16 protein-coding genes are annotated in these 20,378 nt (G+C 69.5%); 7 read left to right on the forward strand and 9 right to left on the reverse strand.

Features of this window, described 5'->3' with window-relative positions; genetic code table 11:
• Window positions 1–28: 28 nt before the first annotated feature.
• From ASE76_RS09680 to dapC, 3 genes are all read right to left on the reverse strand, one after another.
• Window positions 29–1,189 (reverse strand): PilT/PilU family type 4a pilus ATPase, encoded by a 1,161-nt coding sequence (locus ASE76_RS09680; protein WP_055838325.1) that lies wholly within the window; start codon window positions 1,187–1,189, stop codon window positions 29–31.
• Between the two features lie 79 nt (window positions 1,190–1,268).
• Window positions 1,269–2,090, reverse strand: coding sequence for a 2,3,4,5-tetrahydropyridine-2,6-dicarboxylate N-succinyltransferase (gene dapD / locus ASE76_RS09685; protein ID WP_055838328.1), 822 nt, complete (start codon window positions 2,088–2,090; stop codon window positions 1,269–1,271).
• A gap of 24 nt (window positions 2,091–2,114) precedes the next feature.
• Complete coding sequence (dapC, locus tag ASE76_RS09690) at window positions 2,115–3,347, reverse strand: succinyldiaminopimelate transaminase (RefSeq protein ID WP_055838331.1); 1,233 nt, start codon at window positions 3,345–3,347, stop codon at window positions 2,115–2,117.
• A gap of 212 nt (window positions 3,348–3,559) precedes the next feature.
• Here dapC and ASE76_RS09695 point away from each other — a divergent pair, with 212 nt between their 5' ends.
• Window positions 3,560–4,327: an SDR family NAD(P)-dependent oxidoreductase gene (locus ASE76_RS09695; protein WP_055838333.1), complete on the forward strand. Its 768-nt coding sequence runs from the start codon at window positions 3,560–3,562 to the stop codon at window positions 4,325–4,327.
• A 33-nt stretch (window positions 4,328–4,360) separates the two neighbouring features.
• Complete coding sequence (locus tag ASE76_RS09700) at window positions 4,361–4,795, forward strand: VOC family protein (protein ID WP_055839233.1); 435 nt, start codon at window positions 4,361–4,363, stop codon at window positions 4,793–4,795.
• A 78-nt stretch (window positions 4,796–4,873) separates the two neighbouring features.
• Here the strand turns inward: ASE76_RS09700 and mmsB are convergent, their stop codons facing one another.
• The 4 genes from mmsB to ASE76_RS09720 all read right to left on the reverse strand — a co-directional run bounded on the left by mmsB (window position 4,874) and on the right by ASE76_RS09720 (window position 9,037).
• Window positions 4,874–5,767: a 3-hydroxyisobutyrate dehydrogenase gene (gene mmsB / locus ASE76_RS09705; RefSeq protein ID WP_055838336.1), complete on the reverse strand. Its 894-nt coding sequence runs from the start codon at window positions 5,765–5,767 to the stop codon at window positions 4,874–4,876.
• Between the two features lie 80 nt (window positions 5,768–5,847).
• Entirely contained in the window at window positions 5,848–7,008 is a 1,161-nt protein-coding gene (locus ASE76_RS09710) for an acyl-CoA dehydrogenase family protein (protein WP_055838338.1), read from the reverse strand.
• Complete coding sequence (locus ASE76_RS09715; protein ID WP_055838341.1) at window positions 7,005–7,397, reverse strand: lysozyme inhibitor LprI family protein; 393 nt, start codon at window positions 7,395–7,397, stop codon at window positions 7,005–7,007. Before ASE76_RS09715 ends, ASE76_RS09710 begins: the two co-directional genes overlap by 4 nt.
• A 119-nt stretch (window positions 7,398–7,516) precedes the next feature.
• Window positions 7,517–9,037 (reverse strand): CoA-acylating methylmalonate-semialdehyde dehydrogenase, encoded by a 1,521-nt coding sequence (locus ASE76_RS09720; RefSeq protein ID WP_055839235.1) that lies wholly within the window; start codon window positions 9,035–9,037, stop codon window positions 7,517–7,519.
• A 145-nt stretch (window positions 9,038–9,182) separates the two neighbouring features.
• Between ASE76_RS09720 and ASE76_RS09725 the strand changes: the two genes are divergently transcribed.
• Both ASE76_RS09725 and glgC read left to right on the forward strand, forming a co-directional pair.
• Complete coding sequence (locus ASE76_RS09725) at window positions 9,183–10,109, forward strand: LysR family transcriptional regulator (RefSeq protein WP_055838343.1); 927 nt, start codon at window positions 9,183–9,185, stop codon at window positions 10,107–10,109.
• A 131-nt stretch (window positions 10,110–10,240) separates the two neighbouring features.
• Window positions 10,241–11,500, forward strand: coding sequence for a glucose-1-phosphate adenylyltransferase (gene glgC / locus ASE76_RS09730; RefSeq protein ID WP_055838344.1), 1,260 nt, complete (start codon window positions 10,241–10,243; stop codon window positions 11,498–11,500).
• A 45-nt stretch (window positions 11,501–11,545) separates the two neighbouring features.
• Here glgC and ASE76_RS09735 read toward each other — a convergent pair whose 3' ends face one another.
• Window positions 11,546–12,106, reverse strand: coding sequence for a hypothetical protein (locus ASE76_RS09735; RefSeq protein ID WP_055838346.1), 561 nt, complete (start codon window positions 12,104–12,106; stop codon window positions 11,546–11,548).
• Between the two features lie 152 nt (window positions 12,107–12,258).
• On the opposite strand from ASE76_RS09735, the gene ASE76_RS09740 reads away from it, so the two are divergent.
• On the forward strand, window positions 12,259–14,772 hold the full coding sequence (locus ASE76_RS09740; RefSeq protein WP_055838349.1) for a glycogen/starch/alpha-glucan phosphorylase: 2,514 nt from the start codon (window positions 12,259–12,261) through the stop codon (window positions 14,770–14,772).
• Window positions 14,773–14,790: 18 nt separating this feature from the next.
• Here the strand turns inward: ASE76_RS09740 and ASE76_RS09745 are convergent, their stop codons facing one another.
• The gene (locus ASE76_RS09745) at window positions 14,791–16,275 is read right to left on the reverse strand and encodes a short-chain fatty acyl-CoA regulator family protein (RefSeq protein WP_055838352.1); all 1,485 of its coding nucleotides are present in this window, start codon (window positions 16,273–16,275) and stop codon (window positions 14,791–14,793) included.
• Window positions 16,276–16,442: 167 nt separating this feature from the next.
• Here ASE76_RS09745 and prpC point away from each other — a divergent pair, with 167 nt between their 5' ends.
• The gene (gene prpC / locus ASE76_RS09750) at window positions 16,443–17,627 is read left to right on the forward strand and encodes a 2-methylcitrate synthase (protein ID WP_055838355.1); all 1,185 of its coding nucleotides are present in this window, start codon (window positions 16,443–16,445) and stop codon (window positions 17,625–17,627) included.
• A gap of 125 nt (window positions 17,628–17,752) precedes the next feature.
• Window positions 17,753–20,368, forward strand: coding sequence for a Fe/S-dependent 2-methylisocitrate dehydratase AcnD (gene acnD, locus ASE76_RS09755; protein ID WP_055838359.1), 2,616 nt, complete (start codon window positions 17,753–17,755; stop codon window positions 20,366–20,368).
• Window positions 20,369–20,378: the final 10 nt, after the last annotated feature.

Raw genomic sequence — 20,378 nt, forward strand, 5'->3', positions numbered from 1 at the left:
GCGCGCGGCAGGGCCGGGCGCCGCCTTCTCAGTGCTTCACGTCGAGCGTGATCTCAGTGAAGGACGGGCTGTCGTCCACCGGTGCGACGGCCGCGGCCGCCACCGCGGCGGCGGCCTTGGCCGCCATCGCGAAATCGTTCTGCAGCCGCCAGACCAAGTTGGTCGGCGAATCGGCGTAGGCCAGGCCCTCGCGGCGGTCGACGATGCCGTGGGTGATCAGGCGGGCGATGTCTTCCTCGAAGGTCTGAGATCCCTCGGCCATGGATTTCTCCATCGCCTCCTGCACGCCGCCGAAGTCGCCGCGGGCGATCAGGTCGGCGACCAGCTTGGTGTTGAGCATCACCTCGGCGGCCGGGATGCGCGCGCCCTTGACGGTGCGCAACAGCCGCTGCGAGACGATCGCCTTCAGCGCGCTGGAGAGGTCGCCGAGCAGGGTGGGGCGGACCTCGGCCGGGTAGAAGCTCAGCACCCGGTTGAGCGCCTGGTAGCTGTTGTTGGCGTGCATCGTCGCCAGGCAGAGGTGGCCCGACTGGGCGTAGGCGATGGCGGCGGACATGGTGTCGCGGTCGCGGATCTCGCCGATCAGGATCACGTCGGGCGCCTGGCGCAGCGCGTTCTTCAGGGCGATGTTGAGCGACTGGGTGTCGACGCCCACCTCGCGCTGGTTGACGATCGATTTCTTGTTGCGGAACAGGTGCTCGATCGGCTCTTCGATGGTCAGGATGTGGCCGGTGGTCGATTCGTTGCGGCTGTCGATCATCGAGGCGAGCGAGGTGCTCTTGCCCGAGCCGGTGGCGCCCACCATCAGCAGCAGGCCGCGCTTCTCCATCACCAGGTCGCGCAGGATCGGCGGCAGGTTGAGCGTCTCGAGCTTCGGGATCTCGCTGTTGATGTAGCGGATCACCACCGCGAACGAGCCGCGCTGGCGCATCGCGCTCACCCGGAAGCGGCCCACGTCCTTCATCGCGAAGCCGACGTTCAACTCGCCGGCCTCCTCCAGCTCCTCCATTCGCTGCGGCGTCAGCACCTCGGCCAGCAGGTTGCGCGGCGCGTCGAAGGGCAGCACCTGCGCGTTGACCGGAACGCATTCGCCGTTGATGCGGAGGGTGGCCGGCGCGTTGGACGAGAGGTACAGGTCCGAAGCTTCCTTCTCGGCCATCAGTCGGAGGATGCGTTCCATCGTGCCCATGCGCGTGTTCCTTGGTGAAGCGGGAGAGTGGTCTGGCGCGGCCGGGGCGCCCGCCGGGTGGCGGGGCCCGGGAGGCGCGTCAGTCGCGCAGCAGGTCGTTGAGGCTGGTCTTGGCGCGGGTCTCGGCGGTCACCTGCTTGACGATGATCGCGGCGTACAGGCTGTACTTGTCGTTCTTCGGCAGCGATCCGCTGATCACCACCGAGCCGGCCGGCACGCGGCCGTAGCTGATCGTGTCGGTGGCGCGGTCGTAGATGGGCGTGCTTTGGCCGATGTAGACGCCCATCGAGATGACCGAGTTCTCCTCGACGATCACGCCTTCGACGATTTCGGAGCGGGCGCCGATGAAGCAGTTGTCCTCGATGATGGTCGGGTTGGCCTGCAGCGGCTCCAGCACGCCGCCCAGGCCCACGCCGCCGGAGAGGTGCACGTTCTTGCCGACCTGCGCGCAGGAGCCGACGGTGGCCCAGGTGTCGACCATCGTGCCTTCGTCGACGTATGCGCCGATGTTGACGTAGCTCGGCATCAGGATCGCGCCCTTGGCGATGTAGCTGCCGCGGCGGGCCACGGCCGGCGGCACCACCCGCACGCCGGTGGCCTTCATCTCGTCGGCCGACAGGTGGGCGAACTTGGTCTGCACCTTGTCGTAGAAGCCCAGCTGGCCGGCGCTGATGACCTCGTTGTCCTTCAGGCGAAACGACAGCAGCACCGCCTTCTTGATCCACTGGTGCACCGTCCACTGGCCGACGCCCTGGCGGGTGGCGACGCGGATCTTGCCGGCGTTGAGTTCGGCGATCACATGCTCGACCGCCTCGGCCGTTTCCTTGGGTGCGGAGGCGGGCGAGAGGTTGGCGCGGTCTTCCCACGCGGCGTCGATCAGGGTCTGGAGTTGCTGGGTCATGTCAAGGGCTCAGGAGGGGGAATTTCAGGAATCGGACCGGGCCGGCGGCAGGCCGCGCACGAAGGCGGCGATGCGGCGGGCGGCTTCGGCGCATTCGGCCGTCTCGGCCACCAGCGCCATGCGGATCCGCCCGGCGCCGGGATTGCCGCCGCGCGTCTCGCGCGCCAGGTAGCTGCCGGGCAGGACGGTCACATTGTATTGAGCCAGCAGGTCGCGGGCGAAGGCCGCGTCGTCGTTGCCGTAGGCGCGCGGGATCGCGGCCCAGAGGTAGAAGCCGGCGTCGGGCAGGGCGACGTCTAGCACCTCGGCCAGGATCGGCGTGACCTCGGCGAACTTGGCCCGGTACTGCGCCCGGTTCTCGACCACGTGGGCCTCTTCGCCCCAGGCGGCGATGCTGGCCGTCTGCACCACCGGGCTCATCGCGCTGCCGTGGTAGGTGCGGTAGAGCAGGAAGGCCTTGAGCAGGGCGGCGTCGCCGGCCACGAAGCCGCTGCGCAGCCCCGGCAGGTTGCTGCGCTTCGACAGGCTGGTGAACGCCACCAGCCGGCGGAAATCGGCGCGGCCGAGCTTCGCCGCGGCCTCCAGCCCGCCCAGCGGCGGCTCGTCGCGGAAGTAGATCTCGCTGTAGCACTCGTCCGAGGCGATGACGAAGCCGTGCCGGTCGCTCAGCGCGAAGAGCTTCGCCCACTCGTCCAGCGGCATCACCGCGCCGGTCGGATTGCCCGGCGAGCAGACGAAAAGCAGCTGGGTTCGGGCCCAGACGTCCTCCGGCACCGCGTCCCAGTCGACCCCGAAGTTGCGGGCCGGGTCGCTCGGTGCGTAGTACGGCGTCGCGCCGCCCAGCAGGGCCGCGCCTTCGTAGATCTGGTAGAACGGATTGGGGCAGACCACCGTCGCGCCGGGCCGGCTCGGGTCGAGCACCGTCTGCGCGAAGGCGAACAGCGCCTCGCGCGAGCCGTTGACCGGCAGCACCTGGGTGGCCGGGTCCAGCGCCAGCGCATAGCGGCGCTGCAGCCAGTCGGTGATCGCCCGGCGCAGGGCCGGGTCGCCGGCGGTGGCCGGGTAGCCGGCCAGGCCGCCGCCAGGCTGCAGGGCGGCATCGGCCAGGGCCTGCTGGATGAAGCGCGGCGTCGGGTGCTTGGGCTCGCCGATGCCCAGGCTGATCGGCCGCAGGCCGGCCGGGGGCGCGACGTCGGCGAAGAGTTGCCGCAGCCGCTCGAACGGGTAGGGCTGCAGTGCGGAGAGCAGGGGATTCATGGGACGCGATTATCCGGGACGCGCGGCGCGCTGCGGTGGCGCTGCGGCTGCGCTGTGGCACCCGGCCCGACAGCACCGGGGGCCGATGGCCGACAGGCGATGGCCCCCGGCGTTGACAGAGCCGTCGGCAGGCGCCCGAAGAATGCTTGGTTTCCCCCCGCTTCAACCTACTGCACAGACGTCCGCCCGCCGCGGACGCGAAAGGAATTCGCATGGAACAACGCTTCACCGGCAAAGTGGTCATCGTCACCGGCGCAGGCTCGGGCATCGGTGCCGCAGCCGCCCGCCGCTTCTCGCGGGAAGGCGCCCAGGTCGTCGTCGCCGACCTGACCGACGAGAAACTGGTGGCCACCGTGGCCGACCTGCCGGCCGACCGTACGCTGGCCTGTCCCACCGACGTGTCGGACTTCGCCGCGGTGCAGGCCCTGGTGGCCGCCGCGGTCGACAGGTTCGGCCGGCTCGACGTGATGGTGAACAACGCCGGCATCGCCGTCCAGGGCAAGGTCACCGAGGCGAGCCTGGAGGACTGGAGCCGCATCATGGCCACCAACGTCGGCGGCGTCTTCCACGGCAGCCGGGCCGCGATGCCGCACCTGATCGAGAGCAAGGGCTGCATCGTCAACACCGCGTCGGTCTCGGGGCTGGGCGGCGACTGGGACATGAGCTTCTACAACGCCACCAAGGGTGCCGTCGCCAACTTCACCCGGGCCCTGGCGCTGGACCATGGGCAGGACGGCGTTCGCGTCAACGCCGTCGCCCCCAGCCTGACCTTCACCGGCATGACCGAGGACATCAAGGCCGACCCCAAGAAGCTCGCCAAGTTCGCCGAGCGCATTCCCCTGGGCCGCGGAGCCGAGCCCGAGGAGATCGCCGCGGTGATGGCCTTCTTGGCCAGCCCGGATGCCAGCTTCGTCACCGGCGTGGTGCTTCCGGTCGACGGCGGCGTCACCGCCTCCAACGGCCAGCCGGCCCAGGGCTGAGCCGGCCCGCACAGGTCGTTGGAGGAACGCGGCATGTCCCAACCCCACAGCTTCGACCGCCTCTGGCGGGTACGCAACGACACCTCGGGCCTGCGCGTGCCGAGGGTGATGATCCGGGTTTTCGTCGGCCCGGGCGAACTGGAGCGCAGCGTGCGCTTCTACGAAAATCTGCAAGGCGTGGCGGCCGACGGCGGCTTTCCGTTTTCAGAGGTCGGTCTGCGGCTGGCGATGGTGGGCGCGTTCCTGCTCATCGAAGGCACGCCCGAGGCGCTGGCGCCCTTCACCGCGACCACCGGAACGCTGCTGGTGGACGATGTTCGGCCCTACTACGACCGGCTGGTAGCAGCCGGTGCGCAGATCCTGTTTCCGCTGCGGGAAGTTCCGACAGGCGCAGCCTTCAACGCGCGGCACCCGGATGGCGCCGTGGTCGAGTATGTGCACCACCGACCGGATGCGAACGGGAATTGAAAACCTGCGGGCGCGTATGCCCGGGTTTGAATGAAAAGTTCTGTAGCCGGCGTCTGGCGCCGGCCAGATGCTATTAAATCAGGAGCGATCAGGCTTCTGCACCATGCGGATCACGCTGGAGAAATCCAGCCCGCCGTGCCCGGCCAGGCTGTGCGCGGCGTACAGGCTGCGCGCCAGGCCGCCCAGCGGTGTCGCGGCGCGCACCGCGGCAGCGTTCTCCTGCGCCAGGCCGAGGTCCTTCAGCATCAGGTCGGTGCCGAAGCCGCCGGCGTAGCCCTTCGATGCGGGTGCCGCCTCCATCACGCCCGGAAGCGGGTTGTACTTTTCGAGCGCCCAGTTGCCGCCCGAGCTGCGCCGCATGATCTCCGACAGCACCTTGGGATCGAGCCCGTTGGCGACGCCCAGCGCGATGGCCTCCGAGGTGCCGATCATCAAGATGCCCAGCAGCATGTTGTTGCAGATCTTGGCCGTCTGGCCGGCGCCCGCGTCGCCGGCGTGGAAAATGTTGGCGCCCATTTTTTCGAGCAGCGGCCGGGCCCGCTCCAGCGCGGCGGCGGGCCCGCCCACCATGAAGGTCAGGGTGCCGGCGATCGCGCCGCCGGTGCCGCCGGAGACGGGGGCGTCCAGGCAGTCGATGCCGCGGGCGGTGGCGGCGGCGGCCACGGCACGCGCGGTGGCGGCCGAAATGGTGCTGCAGTCGACCAGCAGCGTCCCGGCGGCCAGCTGCGCCAGCAGGCCGGCATCGCCGAGGTAGAGGCTCTCGACGTGCGCGCTGGCGGGCAGCATGCTGACGACCACCTCGGCGCCGGCCGCGGCCTCTGCCGCCAATGCGGCGACGGGCACGCCGTCGGCCCGCAACCGGTCGCAGGCGGCGGCCGAGAGGTCGAAGGCCCGCACGTCGTGGCCCGCCTTGTGCAGGTTGAGGGCCATCGGGCCGCCCATGTTGCCGAGTCCGATGAAGGCGATGTCCATGCTGTGTCTCCGTTTTTGTGAACCGAATAGGCCTCTGGCCGGCGCCCTGTGCCGGCCTCCAGCTATCGAAAGAATAGCAACTAGCGGATCGTGTCCGGCGCGCCGTCTTCCAGCATCCGGCGGGCCACGATCACCCGCATGATCTCGTTGGTGCCTTCCAGGATCTGGTGCACCCGGGTGTCGCGCACCAGCCGCTCCAGCGGGTAGTCGCGCAGGTAGCCGTAGCCACCGTGCAGCTGCAGCGCCTCGTTGCAGACCGCGAAGCCGATGTCGGTGGCGAAGCGCTTGGCCATCGCGCAGTAGGTGGTGGCGTCGGGGTCCGCCGCGTCGAGTTTGCTGGCGGCCAGCCGCACCATCTGGCGGGCGGCGACCAGCTCGGTCGCCATGTCGGCCAGCTTGAACTGCAGCGCCTGGAATTCGGCGAGCGACTTGCCGAACTGCCTGCGCTCGTGCAGGTAGCGCTGGGCCACGCCGAGCGCGCCCTGCGCGGCGCCGACCGAGCAGGTGGCGATGTTGATCCGCCCGCCGTCGAGCCCCTTCATCGCGATCCGGAAGCCCTCGCCCTCCTGGCCCAGCAGGTGGTCGGCCGGCACCCGCACCCCGTCGAAGGCGATGGCGCGGGTGGGCTGGCTGTTCCAGCCCATCTTCTCCTCCTTCTTGCCGTACTGGATGCCGGGCGTGTCGGCCGGCACTGCGAAGGCCGAGATGCCGCGCGCGCCCGGCCCGCCGGTGCGGGCCATCACCACCAGCAGGTCGGTGCTGCCGGCGCCCGAGATGAAGGCCTTGGCGCCGTGGATCCGGTAGCCGTCGGCGTCGCGCTCGGCCCGGGTGCGCAGCGATGCGGCGTCGGAGCCGGCGCCGGGCTCGGTCAGGCAGTAGGAGGCGAGCTTGGCGCCGCTGGTGAGCGCCTCGCCCCAGGTGGCGCGCAGCCGCTCCCCGCCCCAGGTGCCGACCATCCAGGTCGCCATGTTGTGGATGGTGAGGAAGGCGGTGGTGGACGGGTCGATCGCCGCCATTTCCTCGAACACCAGCGCCGCATCCAGCCGCGGCAGCGCCAGGCCGCCGATGGATTCGGGTGCGTAGAGGCCGCAAAAGCCCAGTGCGCCGGCCTGGGCGATGGTCTCGCGCGGGAAGATCGCCTCTGCATCCCAGCGGGCCGCGTGCGGCGCCAGTTCGGCCTGGGCGAAGTCGCGGGCGGACTGCGCGAAGGCGCGCTGCTCGTCGTTCAGTTCGAAGTTCATGGCGTGGGGTTTCCGGTGGCCCAGCGCTCGATCTCGGCGGTGCGGGCGCGGGTCGCTTTCTCCAGGCAGACGTGGAAGATCAGCGGCCATACCGAGCCGCCCTCGCTGTCCCGCACCGCCGTCTTGCAGCGGGCGTCGCGGCTCTTCAACCAGCCGCGCTGCTGCTGGCGCAGGGCGGTACGCTGGCCTTGCGGCAGTCCGTTCATCACCTCGCCGTAGCGGATGTTGAGCTGGATGTCGGCCGCCTGGAAGTCGCGCACCGCGCAGGCGTTCATCTGCTGCTGGTTGCCCGCCGGATCGCAAGCGGCGCCGGCCTGGGCAAAAACCGCAGCAGGCAGGAGGCAGCAGAGCAGGGCGGCCGAAGACGCGATCCACCTGGCGCCCGGCATGAGAAGCTGCTGCGCTTCCCCCACCAGGGATACCGTGGGACCGGCTCCGCCGGCCCACCGGTATCGCCCCCGGAGAGGGGGAAGGCGAAGACACGCAGTGCGAAGCCTGGGGGAGAACTTCACTTCAGGCTGATGGTGGTGTTGACACCCTGCGACACGGTGCTGTCGTCGAACCAGCGTGCCGTCACCGTCTTGGTCTGGGTGTAGAACTGGATCACCTGCTTGCCGTAAGGGCCCAGGTCGCCCAGCTTGGAGCCGCGCGAGCCGGTGAACGAGAACAGCGGCACCGGCACCGGGATCGGCACGTTGATGCCGACCTGGCCGACGTCGATCTCCTCCTCGAAGCGGCGGGCGGCGGCGCCCGACTGGGTGAAGATCGAGGTGCCGTTGCCGTTCGGGTTGGCGTTGATCAGTGCGATGGCCTCGTCGATCGTGTCGGCCGAGGCGATGCACAGCACCGGACCGAAGATTTCCTGGTCGTAGATGGCCATGCCGGGTTTCACGCCCGAGAAGATCGTCGGGCCGACGAAGTTGCCTTTCTCGAAGCCGGCCACCGCGGGGCCGCGGCCGTCGAGTTCCAGCGTGGCGCCGTCGGCCTCGCCGCGGGCGATGAAGCCGGTGACCCGCTCGTGCGCGGCGCAGGATATCACCGGGCCGACATCCACCCCCTGCTCGGTGCCGGCGCCGATCTTGAGGGTCCGGGCTTTGGCGACCAGCTCGGGAATCCACTGGCGGGCCTCGCCCACCAGCACCGCGACCGAGACCGCCATGCAGCGCTGGCCCGCGGCGCCGAAGGCGGCACCGGCCAGGGCGTTGAGGGTCTGCTCCTTGTGCGCATCGGGCATCACGATCGCGTGGTTCTTCGCGCCCATCATGCACTGCACCCGCTTGCCGGCGGCGATGCCGCGGTGGTAGACATGGGTGCCCACCCTGGTGGAGCCGACGAAGGAGATCGCCTTGATGTCCGGGTGGTCGCAGATCGCGTTGACCGCCGCTTCGCCCCCGTGGACCACGTTGAGCACGCCCTGGGGAATGCCGGCTTCCAGCGCCAGTTCGCAGAGCCGCATGGTCACCATCGGGTCCTGCTCCGACGGCTTCAGCACGAAGGTGTTGCCGGTGGCGATGGCCATCGGGAACATCCAGAGCGGGATCATGGCCGGGAAGTTGAACGGCGTGATGCCGGCGCAGACGCCCAGCGGCTGCAGCAGGGTGTAGGTATCGACACCGTTGGCCACGTTGGTCGCCAGTTCGCCCATCTGCAGGTTGCCGATGTTGGCGGCGTGCTCCACCACCTCCAGGCCGCGGAAGATGTCGCCCTCGGCGTCGGCCAGGGTCTTGCCTTGCTCGGCGGTCAGCAGCGCCGCCAGCTCGGACATGTGCTCGCGGATCAGCTGCTGGTACTTGAGGAAGATGCGCGCCCGGGCGCCGATGGGCGTCTTGCGCCAGGTCTTGAAGGCGTCGCGGGCCGAGGCGACGGCCTTCTCGATCTCCTCGGCGGTGGCGAAGGGGACGCGGGCCAGCACCTCCTGCGTGGCGGGGTTGACCACGTCGCGCCATTCGGTCGTGGTCGATTCGACGAACCGGCCGCCGATCAGCAGCTTGACGGTGGGGGCGAGGACTTCGGGGGTGCGGGCGTTCATCTGCATGTCTCCTGGAGGGGCTGTCGTTCTGCGCACGGCACCTGGCGCGGCCGTGTCGGGTCCGGGCCATCCTAGCTTTGCAAATTTGTCGTGACAATAGCCAAAACTGCACCGACGGTTTGCATATCTGCAGAAAGCGCACACGATGGACTGGGACAACCTGCGGCATTTCCTGGAGCTGGCCCGCACCGGCACCCTGGGGGGCGCCGCGCGGCGGCTGGGGGTGGACCACACCACGGTGGCGCGCCGGGTGCAGGCGCTGGAGAAGCAGCTCGGCACGCCGCTCTTCGCGCGCGAGGCCGGCGGCCACCGCATCAGCGACGCCGGCCGGCGCCTGCTGCCGCAAGTCGAGGCGATGGAGGCGGCCTTCCTGCCGATGGAGCGCGCCGCGCCCGGTGCGGGCGAAGGTCTGTCGGGGGTGGTGCGGGTCGGCGCCACCGAGGGCTTCGGCACCGTGGTGCTGGCGCCGGTGCTGGCGGGCTGCGCGGCGCGGCATCCGGGGCTGGTGGTCGACCTGCTGGCGATGCCGCGGCTGGTGCAGCTCTCGCGGCGGGAGGCCGACATCGTCATCTCGCTGGAACGGCCGGCACGTGGCACGGTGGTAGCCGTGAAGCTGACCGACTATGCGCTGCAGCTCTACGCCGCCCGCAGCTACCTGGCCGGACACGAGCGGATCCTGGATCGCGAAGCGTTGCGCCGCCACCGCTTCGTCGGCTACGTGGACGACCTCTTGTTCAGCAAGGAGCTGCAGTACCTGCAGGAGCTGCACCGGCCGGTGCAGTTCTCGTTGCGCAGCACCAGCGTGCTGGCGCAGTGCGAGGCCGTCGCGGCCGGCGCGGGCCTGGCGGTGCTGCCGGCCTTTCTGGCCGACCGCCACCCCGGTCTGCGGCAGGTGCTGCCGGGCGACGTGCGCTTCATCCGCAGCTTCTGGATGTCGATGCCGCAGGAGGCCAAGCACCAGGCGCGGGTGCAGGCGGTGTGGGCGCTGCTGCGAGAGACGGCGGCGCAGCAGCAGGCCGTGCTGCTGCCGGCACCGGCCGCGGTCGAAGGGGCGACGGACGCCGCCGGGTGATGCGGCGCGCCGCCGCGTAGGCAAGCCGCGGTATGCAAATTGCTCGCTTGTCCGTCAACCGCCGTCGGCTTCATGCAGTAGGCTTTCGATCATCCATCCGCCGATTCGACCTTCCCCGAGACAAGCGACCTATGCCCAACAATCTCCAGACCCACCAACTGGTCCGACGTTCCATGGCCCTCGTACTGGCCGGCGGGCGGGGATCCCGGCTCAAGGAACTGACCGACCGCCGCGCCAAGCCGGCGGTGTATTTCGGCGGCAAGTTCCGCATCATCGACTTCGCCCTCTCCAACTGCCTCAATTCGGGCATCCGGCGGATGGCAGTGCTGACCCAGTACAAATCGCATTCGCTGCTGCGCCACCTGCAGCGCGGGTGGAGCTTTTTGCGGCCCGAGCTCAACGAAATGGTCGACCTGCTGCCGGCGCAGCAGCGGATCGACGAGGAACACTGGTACCGCGGCACCTCCGACGCGATCTACCAGAACCTCGACATCGTCCGCTCCAAGCGCCCCGAATACGTGGTGGTCCTGGCCGGCGACCACGTCTACAAGCAGGACTACTCGCTGCTGATCAAGGACCACGTCGAGGGCGGCCTGGGCTGCACCGTCGGCTGCATCGAAGTGCCGCGGATGGAGGCCACGGCCTTCGGCGTGATGGCGATCGACGCCAGCCGCAAGATCGAGGCCTTCGTCGAGAAGCCGGCCGATCCGCCCGCGATGCCCGGCAAGCCCGACGTGGCGCTGGCCAGCATGGGCATCTACGTGTTCGACGCCGAATACCTCTACAAGCTGCTGGAGGCCGACGACGCCAACCCCAACAGCAGCCACGATTTCGGCAAGGACATCATCCCGCTGGCCGTCGCCGAAGGCCGCGCGCTGGCGCATCCGTTCGGTATGTCGTGCGTGCCGCAGGTCGAAGGCGTGGCGCCCTACTGGCGCGACGTGGGCACGATCGACGCCTTCTGGTCGGCCAACCTCGACCTGGCCAACATCACGCCCGAGCTGGACATTTACGACACCGACTGGCCGATCTGGACCTACTCGCAGCAGTTGCCGCCGGCCAAGTTCGTGCCCGACCGCGACGGCCAGCACGGCATGACGACCAACACCATCGTCTCGGGCGGCTGCATCGTCTCGGGCTCGAAGGTGACCAATTCGGTACTGTTCTCCAGCGTGCGGGTGCACTCCTACTGCAACATCGACCAGGCGGTGATCCTGCCCGACGTGACCATCGGTCGCGGCTGCTGGCTGCAGAAGGTGGTGATCGACCGCAAGTGCCACCTGCCGGACGGCCTGGTGGTGGGCGAAGACCCGGCGCTGGACGCCGCGCGGTTCGAGCGTACCGAGACGGGCGTGGTGCTGATCACGCGCGAGATGCTGGCCAAGCTGTAAAGCGGCTCGGCACGGATCGAAAGGGCGGCCCAGGCCGCCCTTTTCCTATTCCGCCGGCAGCAGCATCGCGATGCGGGCGCTGATGCCGTCGGCCCGGTCCGTCCCGGCGTGCGCCTCGATCTCGGCCACCATGCGGCGGGCCACCTCCAGCATCGTCTCCCGGTCCCGGGCGGTGCGCAGGGCCTCCCTGAACGTTTCGGCCTGGGCGGGCGCCCGCCGGGCGAACATCCGCTCGCACAGGTCGAAGAGGAACATGCGGGTGGTCGCCAGCGACCGCTTGCCGTCGAAGGCATCGGCCGCATGCGCAGGCGCGGCTTCGGCCGGCGGGGCAGGCAGGGTCGCGGACCGTTCTTCGACCACCTCGATCGGCGCTGCGGCGAAGGGCGGTGCCGGCGCGTGCGGCGGGGCCTCGGCGGGCATCGGCAGCAGGTAGCCCTGGGCGATCAGCGTGTCGACCATCGCCTCGGCCGCGGGCACTAGGTCGAGCATCCGGCTGCGGGTCTGGCGCCCGTCGGCCATCAGCAGGAAGGCCCGCTCGCGGATGCCCAGCAGCCGGCTGCGGGACGACAGCTCCGCACGGGCTTTCTCCGTTTTCTGTAGGTACATGGCAGGGCGACGGTCCGAGTGGGCGAGGCGGCCACGATATACACCGGGGATGAAAACAATATGACGCCAAACCGGACCCCGCCGCAGGCGGTTCGCAGGCACGGTTGATGCATCATTCCTGGTCACCCACTTTCACCACTTCCGGGTCGCCAATGCCTTTCACCACTGCCGTTCAGTCTCCGGATTTCCAGTACGACCATCCCGACCGCGACGTCGCCGCCCTGAAGCGCGCGCTGGCCAACAAGCTGATCTACGCCGTCGGCAAGGACCCGGTCGCGGCCCGGCCCGAGGACTGGCTGCATGCGGCGCAGCTGACGGTGCGCGACCAGCTGGTCGAGCGCTGGATGGCCACCACCCGCGCCCAGTACGAGCAGGACGTCAAGCGGGTGTACTACCTGTCGATGGAGTTCCTGATCGGCCGCACCTTCACCAACGCGCTGCTGGCGATCGAATCGCAGGAGACGCTGCGCCAGGCCCTGGCCGATTTCGGGGTGCGGATGGAGGACATCGGCAACCTGGAGCCCGACGCGGCGCTGGGTAACGGCGGGCTGGGCCGGCTGGCCGCCTGCTTCCTGGATTCGATGGCCACGCTGGGCGTGCCGGGGTTCGGCTACGGCATCCGCTACGAATACGGCATGTTCCGCCAGACCATCGTCGACGGCGAGCAGGTGGAAGTGCCCGACTACTGGCTCACCCACGGCTACCCCTGGGAATTCCAGCGGCCCGAGGTGACCTACCGGGTGCGCTACGGCGGCCGGGTCGAGGGCCGTACCGAATACGGCGCCGCCCAGTGGGTCGACACCCAGGACGTGCTGGCGATGGCCTACGACACGATCATCCCGGGCTACGGCACCCAGGCCACCAACACGCTGCGGCTCTGGTCGGCGCGCGCGACCGAAGAGATCGACCTGGGCGAGTTCAACCGGGGCAGCTACCGCTCGGCGGTCGATCGCAAGAACCAGTCGGAGAACGTGTCGCGGGTGCTCTACCCGGACGACTCGACCGAGTCGGGCCGCGAGCTGCGGCTGCACCAGGAGTTCTTCTTCTGCAGCGCCAGCATGCAGGACCTGCTGCACCGCTACCTGCGCACCCACGCCGGTTTCGACCAGCTCTCCGACAAGATCAGCATCCACCTGAACGACACCCATCCGGTGCTGGCCGTGCCCGAGCTGATGCGCCTGCTGCTCGACGAGCACGGCCTGGACTGGGACGCCGCCTGGGGCCATGCGCAGCGCATCTTCAGCTACACCAACCACACCTTGATGCACGAGGCGCTCGAGACCTGGCCGGTGGCGATGCTCGGCCGCATCCTGCCGCGCCACCTGCAGATCGTGTTCGACATCAACGCCAGGTTCCTGTCGGGCCTGGCGCAATCGGGCCAGCACGATGCCGACCTGATGCGCCGGGTGTCCCTGATCGACGAGTCCGGCGAGCGCCGGGTGCGGATGGCCTACCTGGCGGTGCTGGTGAGCCATTCGGTCAACGGCGTGTCGGCCCTGCATTCGGACCTGATGACGCAGTCGATCTTCGCCGACTTCGCCCGTATCTTCCCGACCCGGTTCAACAACAAGACCAACGGCGTCACGCCGCGCCGCTGGCTGGCGCAGGCCAACCCGCCCCTCGCCAGGCTCCTCGACCAGCACATCGGCCGCGATTGGCGCCGCAACCTCGACCTGCTGGCCGGGCTGCGCCCGCTGGCGACCGACGCGGCCTTCGCCGAGGCGTTCCGCCAGGCCAAGCACGCCAACAAGGAGCGGCTGGCGGCCTGGGCCCAGGCCCACATGGGCATCGCCCTGAATACCGAGGCGCTGTTCGACGTGCAGGTCAAGCGCATCCACGAGTACAAGCGCCAGCTGCTCAACGTGCTGCACGTCGTCGCCCGCTACCAGCGCATCGTGGCGGACCCGTCGGGCGACCATGTGCCGCGGGTGGTGGTGTTCGCCGGCAAGGCCGCATCGGCCTATGCGATGGCCAAGCTGGTGATCCGGCTGATCCACGACGTGGCGGCGGTGGTGAACGCCGATCCGCGCACCCGGGGGCTGCTGCAGGTGGTCTTCGTGCCGAACTACAGCGTGAGCCTGGCCGAGATCGTGATCCCGGCGGCCGACCTGTCGGAGCAGATCTCCACCGCCGGTACCGAAGCCTCGGGAACCGGCAACATGAAGTTCGGCCTGTCGGGGGCGCTCACCATCGGCACGCTCGACGGCGCCAACGTCGAGATGCGCGAGAACGTGGGCGACGACAACATCTTCATCTTCGGCAAGACCACGCCCGAGGTGGAAGCGCTGCGCGTCTCCGGCTACCAGCCGCAGGCGTACTACCAGGCCGACCCGGTGCTGAAGGCGGTGCTGGACGCGGTGCGCGATGGCAGCTTCTCGCCCGCCGAGCCCGCCCGCTACCAGCAGATCTTCGACACCCTGGTGCACTGGGGCGACAGGTACCTGCTGCTGGCCGATTTCGCCAGCTACCTGGAGACCCAGGCGAAGGTCGATGCGCTCTACCGCGATCCCGCCGCCTGGACCCGCAAGGCGATCCTCAACGTCGCCGGCATGGGGCCGTTCTCGTCCGACCGCACGATCGCGCAGTACGCCGAGGAGATCTGGCACAGCATGCCGGTGGTGCTGCCGGCACCGGCCGGCACGGTGGCGGGTGCCTCGCCGGGCTGAGGCGCAGGAAGCGGCCCTTCAGGGCGCAGACCGGCCCAGCGCAGTGGGGTAGGGCACGAAGCCGCTGCGGCTCTCGTCCACCTGCAGCGGCCGGCCGACATAGGGGAATGCCCGCTGCGGGCACGCCTCGCGCTCGCAGACCTTGCAGCCCATGCCGATCGGCACCGGCACCTCCGGATCCTGCAGGTCCAGCCCCTTGGAATACACCACCCGGGGCGCGTGGCGGATGTCGCAGCCCAGCGCCACGCTGAAGGTCTTGGTGGCCGCCGCATAGCCGCCGTGGGCCCGCGACACGGTGCGGGCCACCCACAGGTAGGCCCGGCCGTCGGGCATCCGCGCCAGCTGCGGGATGATGCGGCCCGGCTGGGCGAAAGCCTCGTACACGTTCCACAACGGGCAGGTACCGCCGCTCTTCGAGAAGTGGAAGTGCGTCGCCGACTGGCGCTTCGACACGTTGCCCGCCCGGTCGACCCGGATGAAGAAGAAGGGCACGCCCCGCGCGTCGGGACGCTGCAGCGTGCTGAGCCGGTGGCACACCATCTCGAAACCCGCGCCGAAGTGCCGGGCCAGCAATTCGATGTCGTAGCGCAGCGCCTCGGCCTGCGCCAGGAACCGGCCGTAGGGCAGCAGCAGCGCACCGGCGAAGTAGTTGGCCAGGCCGATGCGCGCCAGCGGCCGGGCGGTCGGGTGGGAAAACCCCGCGGCGGCGGTCAGCCGGTCGATCATCGGGCCCATCTCCAGCAGCGCGAACTGGGTCGCCATCTGGAAGGCGTGCTGTCCCGGCTCCAGGTGCAGGGGCATCTCCAGCAGGCGCTGGGCCGCGTCGAAGCGCCGGTGCAGCACCGCGCTGCCGTCGGTGTGCACGCCCGGCTGGGCCGGCGGCGCGGTGCGGACGATGCGCACGCCGTGGCGCTCCTGCAGCGCCCGCTCCAGCCCGGTTTCGGGTGCGCCCAGCGCCAAGCCCAGCGTGGTCGCCATCGCCTCGGCGGCCCGGTCCAGTTCGTCGAAATGGTTGTGGCGGGTGAAGAAGAAATCGCGCACTTCCTCGTAGGGCAGAGACTGCGCATCGGGCGGCCCGTTGCCGGCCGGGTCGCGGTCTTCGCCCAGCTGGGCGCCCATCACGTCGAGCCGGGCCTGTGCGTCGCGCAGCCGGCGGTGCAGGGCCATGACGTTGCGGCCGACCGCGGGCATGTTGGCGGCCAGCTCGCGCAACTCGGCGAGCGAGACCGGATCGGTGGCGGCGCCGTCGGCCAGCGCTTCGCGCAGGCCGGCGAGCATCAGCGCCTCTTCGTCCTCGGAGAACGCATGGATGTCGACCCCCAGCGCCGAGTGCAGCTTCAGCAGCACCGGCATGGTCAGCGGCCGCTGGTCGTTCTCCAGCTGGTTGAGGTAGCTGGGCGAGAGCGCCAGCGCCCTGGCCAGCGTCTGCTGGTTCATGCCGCGCTCTTCCCGCAGCCTGCGCAGGCGCACCCCCATGAACCGCTTCTTCGCTCCGGTGCCCATCGTGCCGTCCTCTACATGGTGGCGTGATATTCGCAAACTTCGCAAACACCTGCCGGTCGCTTCACAGGCATTTGCCTTTTAGAGCTTCATTATCCGGCAGGTTTTGCGTATATTGCGAAGAAGGATGCGCGCCCGATCGCGTCCAGCCCCCGATCCAGGAGACACGCATGGCCGACACCCCCACCACCGCAGGCGCCGCCGTCGCCGCCGCACCCGGCAGCTTCAAGCCCAAGAAATCCGTCGCGCTCTCGGGTGTCGCCGCCGGCAACACCGCGCTCTGCACCGTCGGCAAGACGGGCAACGACCTGCACTACCGCGGCTACGACATCCTCGACATCGCCACCCGCTGCGAGTTCGAGGAGATCGCCTACCTGCTGGTGCACGGCAAGCTGCCCAACGACGGCGAGCTGCGCGGCTACAAGGCCAAGCTCCGGTCGCTGCGCGGCGTGCCCGCCGCGGTCAAGACGGTCCTGGAGCAACTGCCGCCCAGCGCCCATCCGATGGACGTGATGCGCACCGGCGTATCGGCCCTCGGCTGCATGCTGCCCGAGAAGGACGACCACAACACCCCCGGCGCCCGCGACATCGCCGACAAGCTGATGGCCTCGCTCGGATCGATGCTGCTCTACTGGTACCACTGGTCGCACAACGGCGTGCGGATCGAGGTGGAGACCGACGACGACTCGATCGGCGCCCACTTCCTGCACCTGCTGCACGGCAAGAAGGTGCCCGAGAGCTGGGAGCGCGCGATGCACACCTCGCTGGTGCTGTACGCCGAGCACGAGTTCAACGCCTCCACCTTCGCCTGCCGCGTGGTGGCCGGCACCGGCTCCGACATGCACTCGGCGATCGCCGCCGGCATCGGAGCGCTGCGCGGCCCCAAGCACGGCGGCGCCAACGAGGTGGCGTTCGAGGTGCAGAAGCGCTACGACACGCCCGACGAAGCCGAGGCCGACATCCGCCGCCGCGTCGAGGCCAAGGAGGTGGTGATCGGCTTCGGCCATCCGGTCTACACGGTGAGCGACCCGCGCAACGTGGTGATCAAGGACGTGGCCCGGGAACTGTCGGATGCGGCGGGATCGCGCAAGATGTTCGACATCGCCGAGCGGCTGGAATCGGTGATGTGGGACGCCAAGAAGATGTTCCCCAACCTCGACTGGTTCAGCGCGGTGAGCTACCACATGATGGGCGTGCCGACCGCGATGTTCACCCCCCTGTTCGTGATCGCCCGGACCGCCGGCTGGTCGGCCCACGTGATCGAGCAGCGCATCGACAACAAGATCATCCGCCCCAGCGCCAACTACACCGGCCCCGAGGACCAACGGTTCGTTCCGATCCAGGACCGCACCTGATCCGCCCGCTGCGGGGCGGCCGCCGGCGCCTCGCAGTCCGACCGACACCGGCGGAAGACGACCCGTGGCCCATGCGCCCCGGGCGACCCCGGCCCCCGCGGCCCCAAGCCTTCCAAGCACCCACGATGAACACCGCCCACCGCAAGAACCTGCCGGGCACCGCACTGGATTATTTCGACGCGCGCGCCGCGGTCGATGCGATCCGGCCCGGCGCCTACGACACGCTGCCCTACACCGCCCGGGTGCATGCCGAGAACCTGGTGCGCCGCTGCGACCCGGCGATCCTGGAGCAGTCGCTCGTCCAGCTGATCGAGCGCCGGCGCGACCACGACTTTCCGTGGTTCCCGGCCCGCGTGGTCTGCCACGACATCCTGGGCCAGACGGCGCTGGTCGACCTGGCAGGCCTGCGCGACGCGATCGCGGAGCAGGGCGGCGACCCGGCCAAGGTGAATCCGGTGGTGCCGGTCCAGCTGATCGTGGACCATTCGCTGTCGGTGGAGTGCGGCGGGTTCGATCCGGATGCGTTCCAGAAGAACCGTGCGATCGAGGACCGGCGCAACGACGACCGGTTCCATTTCATCGACTGGACCAAGCTCGCGTTCGAGAACGTCGAGGTGATCCCGCCGGGCAACGGGATCATGCACCAGATCAACCTGGAGCGGATGTCGCCGGTGGTCCATTCCCAGGGCGGCGTGGCCTTCCCGGACACCCTCGTCGGCACCGACAGCCACACGCCGCATGTCGATGCGCTGGGCGTCGTGGCCATCGGCGTCGGCGGCCTGGAGGCCGAGAGCGTGATGCTGGGCCGCGCCTCCTGGATGCGCCTGCCCGACATCGTCGGCGTGCGCCTGACCGGCCGGCCGCAGCCCGGCATCACCGCCACCGACACGGTGCTGGCGCTGACCGAATTCCTGCGCAAGCAGAAGGTGGTGGGGGCTTACCTGGAATTCTTCGGCGAAGGCGCCGCCGCGCTCACGCTGGGCGACCGGGCCACCATCTCCAACATGGCGCCCGAATACGGCGCCACCGCCGCGATGTTCTCGGTCGACCAGCAGACGATCGACTACCTGCGCCTGACCGGCCGCGCCGACGCGCAGGTGCAGCTGGTCGAGACCTACGCCCGCCACACCGGCCTGTGGTCCGACAGCATGGTCACCGCCGAGTACGAGCGTGTGCTGGCGTTCGACCTCTCCACCGTCGTGCGCAACATGGCCGGCCCGTCGAACCCGCATGCCCGCGTCGCGACGACCGACCTGGCCGCCAAGGGCATCGCCGCACCGTGGCTGGACGAGCCGGGCATGATGCCCGACGGCGCGGTGATCATCGCCGCCATCACCAGCTGCACCAACACCAGCAACCCGCGCAACGTGATCGCCGCGGCGCTGCTGGCCCGCAATGCCAACCGCCTGGGCCTCGCCCGCAAGCCGTGGGTCAAGACCTCGCTCGCGCCCGGCTCCAAGGCGGTCACGCTGTACCTGGAGGAAGCCGGCCTGATGCGCGACCTGGAGGCGCTGGGCTTCGGGGTGGTGGCGTACGCCTGCACCTCGTGCAACGGCATGTCGGGCGCGCTGGACCCTGCCATCCAGAAGGAGATCGTCGACCGCGACCTGTACGCGACGGCGGTGCTCTCGGGCAACCGCAACTTCGACGGCCGCATCCATCCGTATGCCAAGCAGGCGTTCCTGGCCTCGCCGCCGCTGGTGGTCGCCTATGCCATCGCCGGCACGATCCGGTTCGACATCGAGAAGGACGTGCTGGCGGTCGTCGATGGCCGCGAGATCCGGCTGAAGGACCTGTGGCCCGAGGACGCGGAGATCGACGCCATCGTCAAGGCCAGCGTCAAGCCCGCCCAGTTCCGGCAGGTCTACGAGCCGATGTTCGCGCTGAAGGTCGACACCGGCGAGCGGGTGAGCCCGCTCTACGACTGGCGGGCCGAATCCACCTACATCCGCCGCCCGCCGTACTGGGAAGGCGCCCTGGCCGGCGAACGCACCCTGACCGGCATGCGGCCCCTGGCGGTGCTGCCGGACAACATCACGACCGACCACCTGTCGCCCTCCAACGCGATCATGCTGAACAGCGCGGCCGGCGAATACCTGCACAAGATGGGCGTGCCGGAGGAAGACTTCAACTCCTACGCCACCCACCGCGGCGACCACCTGACCGCCCAGCGCGCCACCTTCGCCAACCCCACGCTCAGGAACGAGATGGTGCGCAACCCCGACGGCACGGTGCGCCCCGGCTCCCTGGCCCGGGTCGAGCCCGAGGGCGAGGTCACCCGCATGTGGGAGGCGATCGAGACGTACATGCACCGCAAGCAACCGCTGATCATCGTGGCCGGTGCCGACTACGGCCAGGGCTCGTCCCGCGACTGGGCGGCCAAGGGCGTCCGCCTGGCGGGGGTGGAGGCGATCGCGGCCGAAGGCTTCGAGCGCATCCACCGCACCAACCTGATCGGCATGGGCGTGCTGCCCCTGCAGTTCCAGCCGGGCACCACCCGCCACACCCTGTCCCTCGACGGCTCCGAGACCTACGACGTGGTGGGCATCCGCACCCCGCGCGCCACGCTGACCCTGGTGGTGAACCGCAAGAACGGAGAGCGCATCGAAGTGCCGGTGCTGTGCCGGCTCGACACCGCCGAGGAGCTGTCGATCTACGAAGCCGGCGGCGTGCTGCAGCGCTTCGCGCAGGATTTCCTGGCCGCGACCGTGCCACCCGCCGCTGTGCCTACCAACGCCTAGCCGCAAGGAG

This window comes from Xylophilus sp. Leaf220, from assembly GCF_001421705.1.
Classification (GTDB): domain Bacteria; phylum Pseudomonadota; class Gammaproteobacteria; order Burkholderiales; family Burkholderiaceae_C; genus Xylophilus.